This is a genomic window from Trueperella sp. HMSC08B05, assembly GCF_001808405.1.
GTDB classification, from domain to species: Bacteria; Actinomycetota; Actinomycetes; order Actinomycetales; family Actinomycetaceae; genus Trueperella; species Trueperella bernardiae.
Window position 1 is genome coordinate 60,129 of sequence record NZ_KV793272.1, and the last position, 19,013, is coordinate 79,141.

At 62.9% G+C, this 19,013-nt stretch carries 14 protein-coding genes and 1 pseudogene; 11 read left to right on the top strand and 4 right to left on the bottom strand.

All coding sequences use genetic code 11. From position 1 onward, the window contains the following. The first annotated feature begins 53 nt into the window (after positions 1–53). From HMPREF3167_RS08230 to HMPREF3167_RS08250, 7 genes and pseudogenes are all read left to right on the top strand, one after another. Positions 54–599, top strand: coding sequence for a YagU family protein (locus HMPREF3167_RS08230; RefSeq protein WP_062613475.1), 546 nt, complete (start codon positions 54–56; stop codon positions 597–599). Positions 600–1,300: 701 nt separating this feature from the next. Next, complete coding sequence (locus HMPREF3167_RS10210) at positions 1,301–1,522, top strand: radical SAM protein (protein WP_371440130.1); 222 nt, start codon at positions 1,301–1,303, stop codon at positions 1,520–1,522. A gap of 1,238 nt (positions 1,523–2,760) precedes the next feature. Continuing rightward, positions 2,761–3,207, top strand: a pseudogene (locus HMPREF3167_RS10215) (ATP-binding cassette domain-containing protein); the annotation flags it as partial. 76 nt (positions 3,208–3,283) lie between these two features. Next, entirely contained in the window at positions 3,284–3,655 is a 372-nt protein-coding gene (locus HMPREF3167_RS10220) for an ATP-binding cassette domain-containing protein (protein WP_371440128.1), read from the top strand. A gap of 254 nt (positions 3,656–3,909) precedes the next feature. Further along, positions 3,910–4,974, top strand: a complete 1,065-nt coding sequence (locus tag HMPREF3167_RS08240) for a methylenetetrahydrofolate reductase (RefSeq protein WP_083200568.1) — start codon at positions 3,910–3,912, stop codon at positions 4,972–4,974. A 93-nt stretch (positions 4,975–5,067) separates the two neighbouring features. Then, positions 5,068–7,347 carry a 5-methyltetrahydropteroyltriglutamate--homocysteine S-methyltransferase gene (metE, locus tag HMPREF3167_RS08245; protein ID WP_070446420.1) on the top strand — a complete coding sequence of 760 codons (2,280 nt, stop codon included), beginning with the start codon at positions 5,068–5,070 and terminating at the stop codon, positions 7,345–7,347. A 112-nt stretch (positions 7,348–7,459) separates the two neighbouring features. Next, complete coding sequence (locus HMPREF3167_RS08250) at positions 7,460–8,194, top strand: cyclase family protein (RefSeq protein WP_062613471.1); 735 nt, start codon at positions 7,460–7,462, stop codon at positions 8,192–8,194. A 180-nt stretch (positions 8,195–8,374) separates the two neighbouring features. Here HMPREF3167_RS08250 and HMPREF3167_RS08255 read toward each other — a convergent pair whose 3' ends face one another. The 3 genes from HMPREF3167_RS08255 to HMPREF3167_RS08265 all read right to left on the bottom strand — a co-directional run bounded on the left by HMPREF3167_RS08255 (position 8,375) and on the right by HMPREF3167_RS08265 (position 12,215). Then, positions 8,375–9,280 carry a sugar ABC transporter permease gene (locus HMPREF3167_RS08255; protein WP_062613470.1) on the bottom strand — a complete coding sequence of 302 codons (906 nt, stop codon included), beginning with the start codon at positions 9,278–9,280 and terminating at the stop codon, positions 8,375–8,377. Beyond that, a complete protein-coding gene (locus tag HMPREF3167_RS08260) occupies positions 9,281–10,885 on the bottom strand; it encodes an ABC transporter permease subunit (protein ID WP_062613469.1) in 1,605 nt (534 codons plus the stop codon). Between the two features lie 79 nt (positions 10,886–10,964). Then, the gene (locus HMPREF3167_RS08265) at positions 10,965–12,215 is read right to left on the bottom strand and encodes a sugar ABC transporter substrate-binding protein (protein WP_062613468.1); all 1,251 of its coding nucleotides are present in this window, start codon (positions 12,213–12,215) and stop codon (positions 10,965–10,967) included. Between the two features lie 276 nt (positions 12,216–12,491). On the opposite strand from HMPREF3167_RS08265, the gene HMPREF3167_RS08270 reads away from it, so the two are divergent. The 4 genes from HMPREF3167_RS08270 (at position 12,492) to HMPREF3167_RS08285 (ending at position 18,143) form a co-directional block, all read left to right on the top strand. Beyond that, positions 12,492–13,514: a LacI family DNA-binding transcriptional regulator gene (locus HMPREF3167_RS08270; RefSeq protein WP_070446422.1), complete on the top strand. Its 1,023-nt coding sequence runs from the start codon at positions 12,492–12,494 to the stop codon at positions 13,512–13,514. 28 nt (positions 13,515–13,542) lie between these two features. Next, positions 13,543–15,198 carry a glycoside hydrolase family 13 protein gene (locus HMPREF3167_RS08275; RefSeq protein WP_068538695.1) on the top strand — a complete coding sequence of 552 codons (1,656 nt, stop codon included), beginning with the start codon at positions 13,543–13,545 and terminating at the stop codon, positions 15,196–15,198. Positions 15,199–15,433: 235 nt separating this feature from the next. Then, entirely contained in the window at positions 15,434–16,792 is a 1,359-nt protein-coding gene (gene dcuC, locus HMPREF3167_RS08280) for a C4-dicarboxylate transporter DcuC (protein WP_070446423.1), read from the top strand. Positions 16,793–16,808: 16 nt separating this feature from the next. Beyond that, positions 16,809–18,143, top strand: coding sequence for a lyase family protein (locus HMPREF3167_RS08285; protein WP_070446425.1), 1,335 nt, complete (start codon positions 16,809–16,811; stop codon positions 18,141–18,143). Here HMPREF3167_RS08285 and HMPREF3167_RS08290 read toward each other — a convergent pair. After that, complete coding sequence (locus HMPREF3167_RS08290) at positions 18,140–19,000, bottom strand: MurR/RpiR family transcriptional regulator (protein ID WP_062613463.1); 861 nt, start codon at positions 18,998–19,000, stop codon at positions 18,140–18,142. The two genes, HMPREF3167_RS08285 and HMPREF3167_RS08290, sit on opposite strands and share 4 nt — an antisense overlap. Positions 19,001–19,013: the final 13 nt, after the last annotated feature.

Below are 19,013 nucleotides of genomic sequence, written 5' to 3' on the forward strand. Positions count from 1 at the left end.
GTCATGTGAACCGATTTGGCACCGCTGGTTCGCTAAGTGAAATAATCGTATATATGTGGACAAAGACTGATGTTTCCCGACGTAATTATAAGGTTGCCGCGCTCGTTGGCCTGATCGGCGGAATCGTCTCCGCGATTGTGAAGTTCGGCTGGGAGGTCCCCCTCCCGCCGCGCACCCCCGAGCGCAACGCGACCAACCCGCCGCAGGCATTCCTGGAGCTGCTCGGCTTCTCCGACCAGACCACGCACGCCTCCTACACCTTCAATGGCAACGAAGGCCTGCCGTGGGTGTCCTTCCTCATCCACTTCGGCTTCGCCATCTTCTTCGCGGTGCTCTACTGCCTGATCGCCGAGGTCTACCCGGGCATCAAGCTGTGGCAGGGCGTCGCCTTCGGCGTGTTCCTGTGGTTCGTTTTCCACGCGGTGCTCATGCCGGCCATGGGTGTGGTCCCGGCACCGTGGAACCAGCCGTGGGAGGAGCACCTGTCAGAGATCCCCGGGCACGCGATCTGGATGTGGGTGATTGAGATCATCCGGCGCGACCTGCGCAACCGCATCACCGGTCAGCCTGACCCGGAGGTCGCGCTCGCCACGCGCTAATCATCACCGGGCTGGGTCAGCCCAAACTTCAACGGGCTTCAGCCCAAGCAACGACCAGTGGGCCGCTCAGCCGAGCGGCCCACTGTATTTACCATTTGCTTCCCAGTCGCCCACTGGCAAAGGTTAAACGGGTTGTTGATCGATCGAAAGGTAGCCGAACACAGTGCGACAACAGGCCGCCGCCAATTAAGCTTCGCCCAAGCCCGAGTCCAGATACACCACTCTTAAGGACGCAACCGGGGCGCAACCCGATTACATCCATACTCTGTTGGAGAGGGTCAGATCAATCCGTTCCGCGAATGGGTAGCGTTCACTCATTATCAGATGCAATCTTTATCACACCTACAGGAAGGAGGTGAAGACGATGCTACTCGCGCTCTTACGAAAGCTGGGATTCGGCACATTTACTCCGATGGACGATAAGTGCCCGTAGCGTAGTCGAATGGTACCCGGCCTGCTCTAGGTCGACTGTCTGTTAGCCAGCAAAGCTGACTAACAGACACAATAGTGTTTTGGAGGATGCATAGTACGGTTTCAGAGGGAGAAAACACTCGTACGTCTCGTGCAGTTCGGGCGTTTTCTTCCTGCCAAGATCATTGGTGACTCCTAACGGGACCGTAACTAGATTCGGTGCAGTTGCCCTGAGGCTACTTGTGACTATGGGAAAGTCTAAGAAGCCCAGAGTTTTAACTGTGGCCTATATGCCTGGGTTTGCTTGCAACTTATCCTGCGATTATTGCTATCAAAGGACTGACATATCTCATTCTCGACGTAAACCAATCCTTGGGAAACGGTCCGTATCGAACGAACAGATTTCGAGGTTCATTCACCAATTTGCTACGACAAAGAAAAAGCAAAGCATCCACCTTTCCTTGCTTGGAGGGGAGCCACTCCTTTATCTCGATCACTTTGACCGTTGTTGATTCAACCCCGTTTTACACCCCGCACACCTATGACCAAAGATTCATCAGCGAGTATGTGAGGCTTGCACGAAGCGTAGTTGCCGCTGGCTTTAGCTTGACTCTCCCTGGGCACTCTGGATTGTGCAGAACCTGTGGCACCCCGTTTGACCCAGAGGGTATTGTCGTTACCTCTCATGGGCAGCTCTACAGTTGCTGGGACAGTGCTGGTCAGGCAGGTATGTCCATAGGTGATGTGATTTCCGGATTCGATACATCAAAGGAACAAAGCTGGGTTCAATGTGGGTACTCCGGCAAAGAGTCCGACCTCCACCAGAGATTAGCATTGGAAATTGTCAAGATTCTCGCTGAGGGGTGAATCCGTGGAGACGTACAAGAACACCCCGCACTGGCTTTGGGCCTTCCGATTCGGATTGCGCTCTACTCCACTTAGCGCTGTCGCATCGATCTTGTTTCTCATTGTTGCTGCTTTAATCCCCGCCGCCACCGTTGTGCTGATCAAGTTGCTATCCAGCGCGATGGGTTCGGAGCAGAGAGCCGTCAGGCTCATCATCCTAGTTGCCGTCGTTTTCGGCGCAGGGAACGCCTGGCAACAAGTCTCCAACGCAATCTCGCGCGTGAATGCGATGAGGATCAACCTTTCTTCTGCCTCCTTATTCCAGGATCGGCTATCTCAGGCTTCGGCTCGGGAGTTTAACGACGAAGGGTTCATGAAGGAGTTGAGAGCGGCGCGGCAGTGTGTTGCCGAGGGACATGTCTCTTCGCAGTTCCAGGCAACGGTCAATATCGCGTGCGCGACGCTGACCGCGTTCACATTGTCGCTCTCTTTGTGGGAAATCAGCACGGCAGCCGCACTGATCAGCCTCCTTGCACCCATTCCCACCACGCTTGCATATGCCTGGTACGGGAAACAGGAATCCCACCTCTGGCCACAGGCAACAGAAGAGATTCGCCGATCCACGTATCTTCAGGACCAGATCTCATACCAGCGTACGGCGGTCGAAATATCGACCCTACGGGCGACGAATGTTTTCGCCGAGCTAGCTGCGCATCACCGATGCGCGCATATGGCGATCAGACAACGACTAGAGTGGCTGTCAATCGCGAGTGAGTCGCTGGCCGGGCTCGTGACAACTGGCTTGTTTGCAATCGCGCTTCTCACGCTCTACAGGGACTCCGGTAACAACATCGGCGCATTGTTCGCCGGAACCGCCGGCGTGATGGCAGGGATCAGCGCAATGATGGGCATCGGGTACCAGATCGGGGAGCTTGTCACATCGCTGCCGGCGAACAAGCATCTCCGTTCGTTTGCTGACAGACCTACCGAGCAATCAAGTCCTTTGGACGTTCGAAACGCCGAGGCTCTCATCGCCTCCGATGTGACGGTCAACTACGGCACGCTACGCGCCGTTGATCATGTGTCCCTCGAAGCTCCTTCCGGCAAGCTCACCGCAATAGTGGGCGAGAACGGGAGCGGGAAGACATCGCTTCTCAAGGCCTTGATGAACACACAGCGTGACGCATCAGGGGGCGTATTGATCGGCGACCGCACCATCAACGTGGGAGAAGACGAACATATTTCCTTTTATGTGTCCGCTGTTCTGCAGGATTATGGGCGTTACGAAATCTCGGTGCGTCGGTTTCTGATGTTGGGAAGCAGGCAGCGCGCGGCCGATTCCCAGCTGTGGGACGCCTTAGAGTTTGCAAGCATCGCACCTATTTTCCGGGACTCCCCGAACGGACTTGACACCCCCTGGGAAGCCAGTGGGGCGGAATCGAGCTGTCGGGGGGGGTCAATGGCAGCGGCTTGCCATCGCCCGCGCGATGGTCATGGACGAATACGTGTGGATCCTAGACGAACCGACGAGCACCATCGATGCCGCCGGCGAAGAAGAACTGTTCTCGAAGTTCGCAGCTCTCGCCAAGGACAGGATCTTTATCCTCAGTTCCCATCGGCTCTCAACCTTGAAATGGGCGGACACCATCTACCTCCTCGACGCTGGCAGGATCCTCGAATCTGGAAGTTTTGATGAACTGATGTCTCCGGGAACTGCCTTCCGGAAAATGTTTGAGGCACAGATCATGGAGGCTGAGGATCGTGGGCGGTATTCTCCCAACGATTCCTCGACTCTCTAGGGCCGATCGAAATGTGAGACATTTCAGGGTCCCCTTTGGACAGCGGGAACGATTCGGGTTAAGTTATTGCCATGAAGATTTACGCGCATGCTCACGCCCAGTCGGTCATGACTGCTGGTGTCGTTGCGCGAATGTACGTGTGCTAGGTTCCTGCGCACGTTGGGCGCGCAGGCGCTCGTAGCACTTTTCTAAAACAAGCCGCCTCGCCGATCGAGGCCGTTTGAGCCCACATCCTACGTTTTTCCAGGATGATCATGGCTACCTGTACCTCTGCTACCCCTGTACTCTCTGCTGTTCCGACGCCGGCCGCGCGGGCCACCGACCCAACGGTGACAAGCCCGGCCGCGAACCCGCCAGAACCCACCGCCAATCCGGCGTCCTTCGGCTGGCTCCCCGCCCGCGGCAGCGACCAGCTCCCCTCCCACATCACCACGTCGTTCGAGGTGATGCCGCCGCGCAACCCGCAGACCGCCCCGAAGTTCTGGACCACGGTCAAGCAGCTGGTGGACGCCCGGCCAAACTTCATCTCGGTCACCTACGGCGCGGCGGGCCAGGATCGGCGCGGGGCCCGGGCGGTCACGGAGATCCTCGCCCGGCACGTGCCCACTCCCCCGATCGCGCACCTGACCTGCGTGGGCACGTCGATCGAGGAGATCACGCAGATCGTCACGGACTACCTAGATTCTGGCGTGCGCACGTTCCTCGCCCTGCGCGGCGACCCGCCTCTTGGCAAGCCGGGTTGGACTCCGGCCGATGACGCCTTGGTCCGGGCCACCGACCTCATCCGTCTCATCCGCGAGGTCGACTACAAGCGCAACGCCCGCTCCGCCCCGCTCGCCCTGCAAAGCGCGCTCCAGCCAATCCGCATCGCGGTGGCCACCTTCCCCGCCGGCAACCCGGCGGCGGGCACGAGCCCGGAGACCGAGGTCGAGCGCCTGGTCCATAAGCAGGTAGCCGGCGCCGACTTCGCCATCTCCCAGTTCTCCTGGCACGCCGCCGAGTTCACCCGCTTCGTGGAGCTGGCCCGCGCGGCTGGCGTCACCATCCCGATCGTGCCGGGGATCCTCCCGCCGGTCGAGACCCGGCGCGTGCTTCGCACCCAGGAGCTCACTGGCGTGGTGGCCTCCCCCGAGATCCTCGAGGCCCTCGCCACCGCCGCCACACCCGAGGAGGAAGAGCGGATCGGCGTCCGGATCGCGGCCGACCTCGCCCTCGAGCTGCTCGACGGTGGCGCCCCCGGCGTCCACCTCTACACCTTCAACAAGGCCGTCCCCGCGCTCGCGGTCATGGACCTGGTCGCCAAGGAGCATCATGCCTAGACGAATGCCCTGCTGGGATCCGCTTGCGGGCCGGCTCCCAGGTTTTCATTCCGCACCCGACCACACTGACCATTAAGACACGAAGGACTTTTCATGACTCTGCCCTCGACCATCCTCGGCTATCCCCGCATCGGCGCCAACCGCGAGCTCAAGCGGGCCCTCGAATCCTTTTGGGCCGCGAAGACCACCCGCGAGGAGTTCCTCGATGCGACCCGCAGCCTGCGCCTGGCCAACTATGCCCGCCTCACCGAGCTAGGCCTGACCGAGCCGGCCGCGATCCCAGACACCCACACCTACTACGATCAGGTGCTCGACGCCGCCTTCCTCGCCGGCATTATTCCCGCTCGCTTCGCAGACCTCGACGGCCTGGACGCCTACTTCGCCGCAGCCCGCGGCGACGCCTCCCACCCGGCAAACGAGATGACGAAGTGGTTCGACACGAACTACCACTACATCGTCCCCGAAATCGACTCGACCACCGCTGTGGCATACACCGACCGCCAGGTCGTGGCCCGCTACACCGAGGCCGCGGAGGCGGGGTACACGGTGCGGCCGGTCGTCGTCGGACCGGTCACGCTCCTGGCGCTGGCGAAGGGCACTGAGCGCGAGCCGGACTTTGACCCGCTTACGCGTATCGACGACGTCGCCGTCGCTTACGCCGCCCTCCTCGCCGAGCTTCAGGGCGCCGGAGCGCCGTGGGTGCAGTTCGACGAGCCGACGTTGGCCACCGATAATCTGCCCGCCAGCAGGGCCCGCCTCACCGAGATCGCCGCCCGCGTTTACTCACAGCTCGCATCTCTCGAGTCCCGCCCGCAGATCTTCCTCGCGGTCCCCTACGGCGACTCCTCGGCCTCCTTCGAGGCCCTGGCCGCGACGGGCGTGGAGGCGATAGGCGTCGATCTTGACCGCGGCTCCCTGCCCGAGGGCGCGCGGGCGGAGGGCGTGACGCTCGCGGCCGGCGTCGTGGACGGGCGCAACATTTGGCGCACGGACCTGCGCGAGGCAGCCGACAAACTCGAGCGGGCGCGAGCCACGGGCGCGAGGGTTGTGGCGTCCACGACGACGTCGTTGCAGCACGTCCCCCATACGCTCGAGGGCGAGGTGTGGGACGAGCCGCTGAATGCCAACCTGCACGCCTGGCTGGCGTTCGCGGATGAGAAGGTAGCGGAGATCGTCACGCTCGACCGGGGCCTGCGCGAGGGCTGGGACGCGATCGACGCCGACATCGCCGCTTCGACCGCCGCGTTCGAGCAGCGCGCGAGTGCCGACGGCGTCACGGTGGCTAGCGTCCGCGAGCGCACCGCCGCCCTGCGCCCCGAGGACCGCCGCCGCGGGGACGCCGTCCTGCGCCGTTCCCTCCAGCGCGCCCGCCTCGATCTGCCACTCCTGCCGACCACGACGATCGGTTCGTTCCCCCAGCGCAGCGAGCTGCGGGTGGCGCGGGCGAAGCGGCGCTCGGGCGAGCTGGACGAGGCCGGCTACCGCGAGGTGCTGAAGAACGAGATCCGGCACGTCATTGAATTGCAGGAGGAGATCGGGCTGGACGTCCTGGTGCACGGCGAGGCCGAACGCAACGACATGGTCCAGTACTTCGCCGAGCTACTCGAGGGCTTCGCGGTGACCCACAACGGTTGGGTGCAGTCCTACGGTTCACGGTGCACGCGCCCGTCGATCCTGTGGGGCGACGTCTACCGCACGCGCTCGCTCGGTGGGGAGTGGATCGAGTACGCCCAGTCGCTCACGAGTAAGCCGGTCAAGGGCATGCTCACGGGGCCGGTCACGATCATCGCGTGGTCTTTCCCGCGCCGTGACACCCCACTCGGCGAGGTGGCCGACCAGCTCGCGCTCGCCCTGCGTGACGAGGTAGCGGACCTGGAGGCCAAGGGCATTACGGTGATCCAGGTGGACGAGCCGGCGCTGCGCGAACTCCTGCCGCTGGACGAGGCCCGACACGAGGACTACCTCGGCTGGTCGGTGGGCGCATTCCGGCTCGCCACCTCGGGCGTGCGGGAGGACACCCAGATTCACACCCACCTGTGCTATTCGGAGTTCAACCAGATCATCGGCGCGATCGCCGCCCTCGACGCCGACGTCACCTCCGTGGAGGCGGCGCGCTCGCGCATGGAGTTGCTCGAGTCGGTGGAGGGCACCTTCACTAACGACATCGGCCCCGGCGTGTGGGACATCCACTCCCCGCGCGTGCCTGACACCGCCGAGCTCACCGACCTCATCTCGGCCGCACTGAGGAACGTTGCCGCAGACCACCTGTGGGTCAACCCCGACTGCGGCCTTAAGACTCGCGCCTACGCCGAGACCGAGCAGTCCCTGCGCAACCTCGTGGATGCCGCACAGTCGGTGCGCGAGCGCCTGTAACGACGGCGGCTGGCGTCGCTGACCGACGGCGGCCCGACGACGGCGGTGCTAGCCGCAAACCGACACCGAAGACAACTGAGCTGAAGACTCAACGACATCGAAAGGACCTCCCATGTCCCTGTGGAACCTCAAGCTGACCCGCGTGGACCTCACGCACGAACTCGACGAAAACTCCCCCTACTGGGGTGGCATGCCCGAAGGCGCGATCGAGCTCAACACCCCGATCCTCGACTTCGATTCACCCTACAACCTGCGCATTCAGCGCCAGACCTTCCCCGGCCAGTTCGGCACGCACATCGACTTCCCCGGCCACTTCCACCAAGATGGCGCACTCGCCCGTGACTTCGGGGTGGATCAGGCGGTATTGCCGCTTGTCGTCATCGATAGGCATGAGGAAGTGGAGGCGAACCCGGACTTTGCGCTGACGGTGGCGGACATCGAAGCGCACGAGGCGGAGCACGGCCCCATCCCGGCGGGCAGCTTCGTGACCTTCCGGTCGGACTGGCACAAGCGCTGGCCCGACGGCGCGGCGCTGGCCAACGCCGACGACGACGGGGCGCTGCACTCGCCTGGCTGGTCGAAGGAGGCGGTGAGCGCGCTCGCCGATCGCGGCGTGATCGGGATCGGGCACGAGACGCTCGACACGGACCCGGCCGTCGACTGCGCGGCGGCTGGCGACCTGGCCGTGGAGCGCCACGTGCTGGGACTGGGGCTGTTCCAGCTCGAGCTGCTGGCCAACCTTGACCAGGTGCCGGTGCGCGGGGCGCTCATTTCCATCGGTTGGCCCAAGATCGCGAGCGCGAACGGTCTGCCGGTGCGGGCCTGGGCTACGTTTGAGGCCGAGTAGAGACAAGCCGATTTATATACACTGGACGGTTTTGGGGCGATCTTCTTATATGAGGAGATCGCCCCAAAACCGTCCAAGAGTTTTTAAGCGAACGCGGTCTGCCGGCCCACACGTGGCCCAGACGAGTTCGGCCCCGCACGAGAGCGCGGGGCCGAACCGGGTAAGGCGAGGAAAGGAGCCTTAACCCTTGACAGCGCCTCCGGTCAGGCCGGAAACGATGTACTTTTGCAGGAAGAGGAACAGCAGCAAGATCGGCAGTGCCGAGATGATCGAGCCGGCAGTGAACCACTCCCAGTGTTTTTCATTACCGCCCACCCACAGGTTCATTCCCACGGCCAGCGTCCAGTTCTCCTGGCTGGTGAGGATAGTCCTCGACAGGATGAAGTCGTTGAACGCGGAGATGAAGGACAGCAGGCCGACCACCGCGAGGATCGGGATGACCAGCGGCATGATGATCGTCCAGTAAACCTGGGCGTGCGAGGCGCCGTCGATCTTCGCCGCCTCGTCCAGTTCCATCGGGATGGAGTTGAAGAAGCCGTACATGAGGAAGGTGTTCGCACCGAGCGCGCCACCCCAGTACACGGCGATGAGGGCGATCTTCGAGTCGATGCCCAGCCACGGGATGATGTCACCCAGGGTTGTCAGCAGCAGGAAGATAGCTACGAAGGTCAGTAGCTGCGGGAACATCTGGATGATCATGAGCGACATGAGCGTGACTTTGCGGCCCTGGAAGCGGTAACGCGAGAACGCGTAGGCCGCCGCCGCGCCCATGAGCACCGTGCCCACCGAGGTGGCCACGCCGATGATGAGCGTGTTCTTCAGCCAGGTCCAGAACATGGTGTCGGACAGCTCGGTGAAGTTTTCAACGGAGACGTCCGAGAAGAGCGCGTTTGCGCCCGTGAGCGTGGTGGAGATGTTCGGGTTGAGTGCCGCAGAGACGATGTAGACGATCGGGAACGCCGCGTAAATCACCGCGAGCATGCCCACCACGTGCCTAAATCCGAGCTCGCGGAACCAGCGCCCGAAACTCATCTTGTTTTGTGCCACCTCAAGCTGACCCGCCTGAGGCTGTGCCAGATCAGTCATCTACTTCAGTCCTTCCAGCGAGTTCGACTTCTTAAACGAGTACAGCGACACGCTTCCCACGATCAGGAAAATCACCAGCGACATGGCGGCGGCCAGGCCGTAGTTCGGCAGCGCCTCGCCTGTTAGGCCCGCGATCTTGTAGACCATGGAGATGAGGATGTCGGTGTGTCCCACCGGCACCGAGGCGTCCGCCATCGACGGGCCGCCCCCGTTCAACATGTAGATCAGGTTGAAGTTGTTGAAGTTGAAGGCGAAGGACGAGATGAGCAGCGGGGTCAGCGCGATCATGAGCTGGGGGAAGGTGACGTTGCGCCACACCTGGTAGGTGTTCGCCCCGTCGATCTTCGCCGCCTCCACCAGGTCGCCCGGGATGGACTGGAGTGCGCCCGTGACGATGAGGAACATGTAGGGGAAGCCCATCCACAGGTTCACGAGGATCACGGAGACCTTCGCCATGGTCGGGTCGGTCAGCCACGGGATCGCCGTGCCGAGCATCTCGTTGAAGAAGCCGTACTTGGCGTTCATGAGGCCCGCGAACAGGAACGCGGTCATGAAGGACGGGAAGGCGTAGGGCAACAGCATGATCGTGCGGTAAATCTTGCGGCCCTTCATCCGCTCGTCGTTCATCACGATCGCCAGGATCATGCCCAGCACAAAGGTGGTGAGCACGGAGAAGAAGGCGAACAGGACGTTCCAGATGAGGACCTTGACGAACGGCTGGGCGTAGCGGCCATCGGAGAAGCCCTTGACGAAGTTGTCGAACCCAACCCCGACTCGCCAGCCCACGGACAGCGTGGAGCCGTCGTCGGCCTGGAAGAAGCCCGTCTCCCCGTTGGCCTTGTAGGTCAGGCCCGTCTCGGTGTTCGTCATCGTGTCGCTTGCCTCGTCGTAGTGCAAGGTCGAGGTGAACTGGAAGGCGGTGGAGCCAGTCTGGGTGCCGAGTGTGCCGTCCTCCGGGTTGTCGGTCAGCGGCACGCGCAGGTTGATGACCTCCTGCTGGCGCTCGGCCAGGCCGGAGACCGGGATGATGTCCCAGCCGTCGACGGCGGTGATCTTCGTCCCGTCCGTCTCGCCCTTGACCTTTTCAAGCGGCATCTCGGCGGTGCCAACTTTGAGATCGCCGTCGTCGATGACGGCAAAGCCAAGATCGCCGTCCTTCTCCACGATCGCGAGCGGGTACTGAGGCGAACCTTCCACGCGCTTAAACGCGTTTTGCAGGACCAGAGCGTCGATGGCCTGGGACTTGGACAGGGTGTGCTGGTGGCCGTAGTTGGTGAACGCGATGTAGCCGGTGTAGACGATCGTGAACGCCTGGAAGATCAGCAGGAACACGAGGCCGGGCGCGAGGTACTTCAGGGCAAGTGTGCGCTTGGAGAAGTAGACCCAGTCGACGCCGAGCAGCAGGAGGAGCATGAGGGTGCCGACCACCCACGAGCCCATCGTGTATGCGGTGAAGATAATGTAGATGCCGAGGGCGTTGACCAAAGCCATGAGGATGAGCTTGGTGATGAAACCAACGGACCAGTTGGTGGCGTGCGAGTCCTTCTTGCGGAGCTCTTCGCGGCGCTGCTTCCTGCCCTTGGTCGCCTCGGACTGAACTGTCATCGAAGACAACGTTTCCCCTTCGGTTCTTAGGACAAGTGCCGGCCTGTCAGCGAGACCGGCCGGCACTTTCCATGGATCACTACTTGTTCATCTCTGTTTCGATGTCAGTAATCATCTTGTCCCACACGCCTGCGGGATCGGCGTCGCCGGCGATGATCTGCGACTCAGTCTTGCCCCAGAAGCCCCACACGGCACCCATCTCGGGCAGCGACGGCATCGGGAGGGCCTCCTTGCCCGCGGCGGCGAAGCCGGCCATGAGCGGATCGGAGGTCGCGTCATTAGCGGAGGCGGTCAGAGCGGGCAGGCGCTGGCCGATCTCGAAGAGCTTGTCCTGGACTTCCTTGGAGCCGACGTAGTTGACGAGGAAGTCGGTGGCGAGCAGCTGGTTAGCCGAGCCGGCGTTGATGAAGCCGCCCTGGACGCCCAGGAACGGGGAGGCCGGCATGTCGCCAGCGGCCGGGATCGGGTCAACCGCGATGTTCATGCCGGCAAAGTCCGCGATCATCCACGGGCCACCGAGGATGTAGGGGGACTTGCCGGACTTGAAGGCATCAACAGCGATGTCGTAGCTGATGTTGGTGTCGAGCACGCCGGTGCCCTTCTCGCCGTTGTCGGAGAGCCACTTGGCGAAGGCCTTGCCCTTGTCGCCACCGAGGTTGAGATCGGCGGTGTAGTTCTTGTCGCCATCAAGGGTGAAGACCGGGCCGGAGAAGGAGGCCTCGAAGGGGTACATGGTGTACGGGTCGCCGTCGGCGCCCACCTGCATGATGAACGGGTACTCGACGCCGGCTTCCTTGCCCTTGGCGATCATCTCGTCGAAGGTAGCCGGGGTGGAGTCCACCAGGTCGGCGTTACGGAAGATGGCGAGGTTCTCCACGGCGTAGGGCACGCCGTAGGTGGTGCCCTCGTAGGTGAAGGCGTTGACGGCGAGCTCGTTGAAGTCGCCAGCCTTGTCGCCGAGCTCGACCGGGGCCACCAGGCCGTTGGTGACGAACTCACCGAGCCAGTCGTGGGCGCCGAAGACGACGTCCGGGCCCTCGCCAGCGGCGGCCTGCGAGGAGAACTCCGAGCGCATTTGGTCATTTTCCTTGACGACGAGCTCGACCTCGTTGCCGGTGTCTGCCTTGTAGTTGTCAGCCGCGATCTTGAAGGCCGGCTCGCGGTTCGCGTCGGTCCAGATGACGAGCTTGCCGCCGCCAGCGGGGGCCTCGGTGGAGGTTTCGGTTGCCGGGGCAGAGGTCGTCTCCTTGCCGGACGAGTTGTTGTCTGAACAGGCCGCCAGCGTCAGTGCCAGGCCGGTGCTCGCAATAAGCGCAATGCTCCTTCGCATTTTCTCTCCTCTTTATGTGGTGTGATGCGGTGGAGCGAACGAGGTTACGGAGCCTCATTGCTCGCTTCCTTCCGCGTGTCTTTGATCATACGTTCCCGAAAGCGCTTTGCAAGGCTATACAAGGATTGTGCAAGATTCACGCAAGCGACAACGCCCGAAAACCGCGCGTTTCCGCGCTTTACCCACCTCAACGGAGAGTGTGTTATGCAAATATCACGCAAGATCTCTGCAAATAAGCTAAGGTGTCGGTGAGTTCAACGACGACTTGGAGAAACCGTGGCCCGAAAGATCCGCCTATCTGATATTGCTGCACAGGCAGGGGTATCAACCGCCACCGTCTCACGGGTCCTCAACGGCAAGGATTCCGTAGCCCCTGAAACGCGCCAGGCAGTGATCGCCGCACTTGACCTGCTCGGCTACGAGCGCCCCGAGGTGCTGCGCGAACGTAGCGGCGGCCAGATCGGCATCATCGTTCCCGAGCTCACCAACCCCGTCTTCCCGCTGTTCACCCAGCAGATCGCCAACGCTATGACAGTGCAGGGTTTCACTCCCCTGCTTGGCACGCAGATGGCCGGCGGCGCCACTGAGGACGCGTACGTGGAGGCTATGATCAGCCAGCGGGTGGCGGGCTTCGCCTTCATCTCGGGCCTGCACGCGGACTCTACCGCGAACACAGCCCGCTACGAGCGCATCTCGGAGCTGGGAATCCCGTTCATCACGATCAACGGCGCCAACCCGGCCCTCGCCAACCCGGATTTTTCTGCCGACGACGCCTCGGCCGTCCGCCAGTCGATCCGCCACCTTGTCACGCTCGGGCACACGAAGATCGGCCTGGCCTCCGGTCCGATCCGCTTCTTTCCCTCCCGGGACAAGACCGAGGCCTACCTTGATACGATGCGCGAGCTGCTGCCGTACGAAAAGCCGCGCGTCATCCACACTCTCTACACCGTGTCGGGCGGCCAGTTCGCGGCCTCCCAGCTGATCGGCGCGGGGTGCACCGCGATCATCTGCGGCTCGGACCTCATGGCGCTCGGGGTCGTGCGGCGCTGCCGCTCGATGGGCCTGCAGGTCCCGCAGGACATGTCGGTGATCGGCTATGACGACACGCCGTTCACCAGTTTCCCCGACCCGCCGCTGACCACCCTGCGCCAGCCGGTCAAGACCATGACCGAGGCCGCGGTGTCCACGCTGCTCGCGATGATCGGGGGCGCGCCGGCCGACGTCGGGAAGATGAAGTTCGAACCGGAGCTCATCGTGCGCGAATCGACCAGCCGCCACCACGATTCCGCCCGCCACTAAGTTCACCTACCCAATTCAAAGGATACCCATGCTGCTTCATGCCCAAAGCGCCCCCGGCCAGTGGTGGCGCGAGGCCGTTATCTACCAGATCTACCCCCGCTCCTTCGCCTCCTCCGCCGGCCCGATCGGCGACCTGCGCGGCATCATTGGCAAGCTCGACTACCTGAAAGACCTCGGGGTCGACGCGGTGTGGATCAGCCCCTTCTACGTCTCCCCCCAAAAGGACGCGGGCTACGACGTGGCGGACTACCGGCGCGTGGACCCGATGTTCGGCACGAATGACGACGCCGTGGCGCTGGTCCGCGCCGCCCACGAGCGCGGGTTGAAGGTGATCGTGGACATGGTACCCAATCACACCTCGGACCAGCACGCCTGGTTCCAGGCGGCCCTGCGCAACCCAGGCGGGCCAGAGCGGGAGCTGTACTGGTTCCGCGAAGGGGAGGAGATCCCCAACGACTGGGGCTCGATCTTCGGCAAGGCCGCATGGACGCGCGTGTGCGACCGGTCCGACGCGCCCGGCTCGCCCTGGGAGCACGACAAGCAGTGGTATCTGCACCTGTTCGATTCCAGCCAGCCGGACCTCAACTGGGACAACCCCGCAGTGCGGGCCGAGTTCCGCGACATCCTGCGCTTCTGGCTGGATCGGGGCGTGGACGGCTTCCGCATCGACGTGGCCCACGGGCTGGTCAAAGACAAAGCGCTACCCAACTGGAACTACGAGGTGGCGATGGTTTCCGGCATCGGGGACGCCCCGCGCCCGCCGCACTGGAACCAGCCCGGCGTGCACGAGATCTACCGCGATTGGCGCGCCGTGCTCGACGAGTACGGGCCGGACCGGGCGCTCGTCGCCGAGGCCTGGGTGGACGAGCTGACGGACCTGGCCAACTACGTGCGCCCGGACGAGATGAGCCAGGCCTTCAACTTCGACTTCCTGTGCACGCCGTTCGACGTCGACTCCTACCGGGCCGTCATCGCCGATTCGCTTGCCGCCATGGACACCGTGGGCGCGCCCACCACCTGGGTGCTGTCCAATCACGACGTCGTCCGCGCGGCTTCCCGCATGGGCCTGCCGGTCACGGGCAAGGGCCCGAACGGGATTCGCTCCACCGACACGCAGCCGGACGTGGAGCTCGGCTTTGACCGGGCGCTCGCGGCGCACGTGCTCCAGGCCGCGCTTCCCGGCTCGTGCTACATCTACCAAGGCGAGGAGCTAGGGCTTCCTGAGCACATGGCGCTCGACGACTCGGTGCGCGAGGACCCCGCCTTCTTCCGCACCGAAGGCGCCGAGGCCGGCCGCGATGGCTGCCGCATCCCCATGCCGTGGCAGGCGGACGCGCCCGGCTACGGCTTCTCCCCCAGCGGGGCGACCTGGCTGCCCCAGCCCAAGGAGTATGGCAAGCTGGCCGCCGACGCGCAGGCCGCCGACCCGGCATCGCCCCTCACGCTCTTCCACACGCTGCTGGCCGAGCGTAAGCGACTGGGGATGGCCCGTGCTGAGCTGAACGAGCCCGAGGAGGGCCACCACCTGCACTACGTCTCCCGGCTGGCAGGCCGCGATGACGTCCACGTCATCTGCACCTTCGACGAGCCCGCCGAGCTCCCTGCCGGCGCGAAGATCCTCGTCCAGTCCCGGCCCTTCGCCGGGGTCATACCGCCGAACGCCGCGGTGTGGTACACCTTGTAGAACGCCACGGACACGGTTGGGCCCGGGAGGAAACTCCCGGGCCCAACGTCCTATTCCGGGCCGAGTCTCCGTAAAGAACTGACCGTGCGGGCGCGAAAACAATCAATTCACACCACTATTTTGATGAAAACCTCTTTTCGTAGGCGTACTCTGAATATTAGTTTTCAACCAACGAAGACATGAAAGCTAATTCTCAGCCGTTGGCGATGGCGCCAACACTAAGAAGGGGTGGGCGATGTTTCTCATCATTCTCGCTATCCTGGTCACCATTGGCGCAGGATACATGCTCGTCAAGGGGAAGCAGCCGATCATGGTGCTCCTCCTCGCAGGTCTGTTACTGATTGGGGCCGCAGTCATTCTGGATTCCAGCGCGATGCCGCTGTCAGAGGACGCGACCTCGGGTTCGCGATGGGTTGACATCTTCGGAGTCATCGAGTCCGTTGCCAAGAGCCAGCTCGCAGGGGTTGGGCTAATCATCATGGCCGCTGGTGGTTTCTCAGCCTACATGAAGAAGATCGGCGCGACCCGAGCACTCGTCGAGGTAGCCGCCAGCCCGATGGAGAGGTTCCACCGGCCCTACGTCCTCCTGGTCATTGCCTATTTCCTGGGTCAATCGCTCTTCATGGTGATCCCAAGCGCCGCGGGTCTCGCCCTCCTTTTGCTGGTCACCCTCTTGCCGATCCTCAAATCGGCGGGGGTTCGCCCGGCCGCGGCGGGTGCCGTCATCGCGTCGGTCTCGGCACTGCCCATGGGCCCTGGTACAGGAACGGCCATCCTCGCCGCTGAGACTGTGGGGGTCTCCCCCGCCGTCTACTTCGTCAAGAATCAGCTACCCGTGGCGATCCCCACGATGATCGCCATCGCCGTCACCATTTACTTCACCCAGAAGTACGTCGATCGACGCGAGGCCGCCTCGGCAATCCAGGTCGAGCAGGAACAGGCCGCGGGAGCGTCAGCACCCAAGTGGTACGCCCTTTTGGTGATTTGCCCCATCATCCTCCTCATTGTCTTCAGCCCGCTCACGAACGACGCCATTGAGTTGTCGACCGTTTCTGCTTTCTTCGTCGTCTGGCTCGCCGCCATGGTGATCGAGCTGATCCGCAGGCGGGAGATCAACGGCGTCTTCCTTGACGCATGTCAGTTCTTTGCAGGCATGGGTAACATCTTTACTTCCGTGGTCGCGCTCATTATCGCTGCACAGGTCTTCGCCGAAGGCCTCAAAATCACGGGCCTCATCGACGGTCTCATCGGTCTCGCCCAGCGCGGCGAAATCGGGATCGGTGTGATGGCCATCATCCTCCCCCTTATCGTCGGCCTCGTCACCTTCCTCACCGGCTCCGGTGTCGGCGCCTTCTCTGCCTTCGCCTCGCTCGCTCCTAAGGTTGCGAGCGACATGGGCGGCTCGGTTGCCACCCTCGTCACCCCAATGCAGTTCGCGGGTGGCCTGTTCCGCTCAATGTCTCCTATCTCCGGCGTCGTTATCTCTGTCGCTGGAACAGTCGGCGTCAGCCCCGCCGCGATCGTCAAGCGCACGGCGCTCCCGATGGCTGTCGGCATCGTCGTCATGACTACCCTCAGCCTGATCGTTGGCTAATAGAAAGGAAATCACCGTGTCTTTTGGTTTGCTTGATAGCGCACTGACCCGCAGGGGGTACGTCTACACCGACTTCGATGAGATCTGGGGCGAACGGCGCACCCTCGAGGCGTGGTTCGAGGTCGAGGCCACGCTCGCCGAAGTCCAGGCGACGCTTGGCATCATTCCGAAGGAGGCCGCCCGGGCCATTCGCGCCAATGCCCGCGTCTCCGACCAATTCGTCGACGCCGTCAGCCAGGGTGGCGTCGGCAACCCCCTGATCGTCGGGCTCGACAACATCCGCAAGACGATTCCCCCGGAGCATCGCGGCTGGGTCCACTATGGCGCAACCAGCCAGGACATCCTTGACACCGCGCGCGCCCTGCAAATCCGCGAATCACTCGATCTAATGGAAAGTCACCTCATCGCCTTGCGCGACACGTGCGAGCGTCTGGCTCACGAGCACGCAGAGACTGTCATGGTGGCGCGCACCAACGGCCAGCAGGCCCTGCCCACCACGCTCGGTCTACGGATCAGCCGCTGGAAGGCCAGCCTCGACCGTGATCTGCGCCGACTTCAGCTGTGCAGAGACGAGGCGCTCAGCGTCCAGTTCTCCGGGGCGGCCGGCACCTACGCCTCCAATGGCGAGGATGGGCCGAGAATCGCCGAGGGCCTAGCTGATCAGCTTGACCTGACCTTCCGTCTGCTGCCCTGGCACGCTGACCGCGATTCGATCACGATGCTGTGCTGCGTGGTGGCCATCCTCGGCCAGAACCTCGCCAAGATCGCCGAAGACCTCTTCGACATGCAGCGCAACGAGATCGGCGAGGCATTCGAAGCCATGGATGCCCACCTCTCCGGCTCATCCGCCATGCCGCAGAAGCGCAACCCCTTCGCCATGATGAAGACATCCGTGGCCGCGCGGCTTGCCGCCGGAGCTACAGCCACCCTGCTCACCCAACCGCCAGGTGCCCACGAACGCGACCACCGCCAGCTCGAGGTTGAGCGCGACGTCCTGCCCCGTACGCTCGTGCTGGTCGGGGGCGCGCTGGAGAAGCTCAACGGCCTCTTCACCCGACTCACGTTCAACGCCGCCCACCTGCGCCGCAATGCTGAGCTGGACGGTCCACTCATCCTCACGGAGAACATCCTTATGCAGATGGCTCCCCATATCGGGCACGACCGCGCCCATCACGTACTGCAGGATTTCGCGGCCGAGTACCGCGAAAAGGGCACCACCCTCGCCGCATTCGTGTCCCGGTCACCGGAGCTGTCTGATGCACTGGCCTCGGTGGACCTCGATCGACTCTCGCAGCCCGACAGCTACACGGGCCTGTCCGCCCACCTTGCCAGGCAGGGCGAACAGGACTAGGAGGATTGGCCGGGTTTGATGATCAGACCCTGGCTCGTAAACAGTTCCTCGATCTGCTCAATGCGCTCGTTGGAGCCCTCGTTCTCGAGGGCTCCAACGAGCGCCTCCAAGAAAACGAGCAGGGTGCTTCGGCTACGGAACCGGCCGACCGGCGGCGGGGCCTGCAACGTCATGATGATATCCGCGTGCTGGCGTAGCGGCGAGGCTGGCCGGTTCGTCACCAGGATGGTCGTAACCTTTTTCTGGTGTAGAAACTCGATCAGGCCTTTAATGGGTGCCGGGTGCCGGTCAAAGATCGAAATCAAGGCAATAGCATTCGGCTCGATTCCCGCAAGCTCATGGGGTAAGACGTCGATGTCTTCCGGCGACCTCATGTTGCCCCGATGGTAGCGCGCGAGCAGGTAAAAATAGCGCAACAGGTAGCGCCCCGAGGCGTGAGAGAAGAGATAGAGCGGCCGGGACTGATCCCGCACCAACTCAACGATCTCATCGAAGACCAGCGCGCTCTCCTCCGTGATAGAGGAGCCAATGCTCGCCTCTGCCGTCTGCACCTGTGCCGACCACATCGCCGCCGGCCGCGACGGTTCAATCTGCGCGACGTTGCGTTCGGCGGGGGAATCAAAGTTCTCCCGCACCTCCTCCCGCACCGCACCGCTGAAGTCTCGGAAACCCGCGTATCCGAGGCTCCTCACGAAGCGGGTGACGGACGCGGGACTCACTCCTGCTCCCGCCGCGATGTCCTCAATGTTCTCAAACGCGATGTTGGGGAAATGATCCTGGAAGTATTCCTGGAGCAGAGATTCCGTGGCCGTCGGAGTTTCGACGTTAGCAAGTCGATTAAAGAGCGAGAGTTTCACGCCGAGTCCTTCC

What these genes read in the sequence shown, in the direction of transcription:
- HMPREF3167_RS08230 (WP_062613475.1), top strand. Translation starts at nt 54, where the DNA reads ATGTGGACAAAGACTGATGTTTCCCGACGTAATTATAAGGTTGCCGCG.
- HMPREF3167_RS10210 (WP_371440130.1), top strand. Translation starts at nt 1,301, where the DNA reads ATGCCTGGGTTTGCTTGCAACTTATCCTGCGATTATTGCTATCAAAGG.
- HMPREF3167_RS08240 (WP_083200568.1), top strand. Translation starts at nt 3,910, where the DNA reads ATGGCTACCTGTACCTCTGCTACCCCTGTACTCTCTGCTGTTCCGACG.
- metE (WP_070446420.1), top strand. Translation starts at nt 5,068, where the DNA reads ATGACTCTGCCCTCGACCATCCTCGGCTATCCCCGCATCGGCGCCAAC.
- HMPREF3167_RS08250 (WP_062613471.1), top strand. Translation starts at nt 7,460, where the DNA reads ATGTCCCTGTGGAACCTCAAGCTGACCCGCGTGGACCTCACGCACGAA.
- HMPREF3167_RS08255 (WP_062613470.1), bottom strand. Translation starts at nt 9,280, where the DNA reads ATGACTGATCTGGCACAGCCTCAGGCGGGTCAGCTTGAGGTGGCACAA.
- HMPREF3167_RS08260 (WP_062613469.1), bottom strand. Translation starts at nt 10,885, where the DNA reads ATGACAGTTCAGTCCGAGGCGACCAAGGGCAGGAAGCAGCGCCGCGAA.
- HMPREF3167_RS08265 (WP_062613468.1), bottom strand. Translation starts at nt 12,215, where the DNA reads ATGCGAAGGAGCATTGCGCTTATTGCGAGCACCGGCCTGGCACTGACG.
- HMPREF3167_RS08275 (WP_068538695.1), top strand. Translation starts at nt 13,543, where the DNA reads ATGCTGCTTCATGCCCAAAGCGCCCCCGGCCAGTGGTGGCGCGAGGCC.
- dcuC (WP_070446423.1), top strand. Translation starts at nt 15,434, where the DNA reads ATGTTTCTCATCATTCTCGCTATCCTGGTCACCATTGGCGCAGGATAC.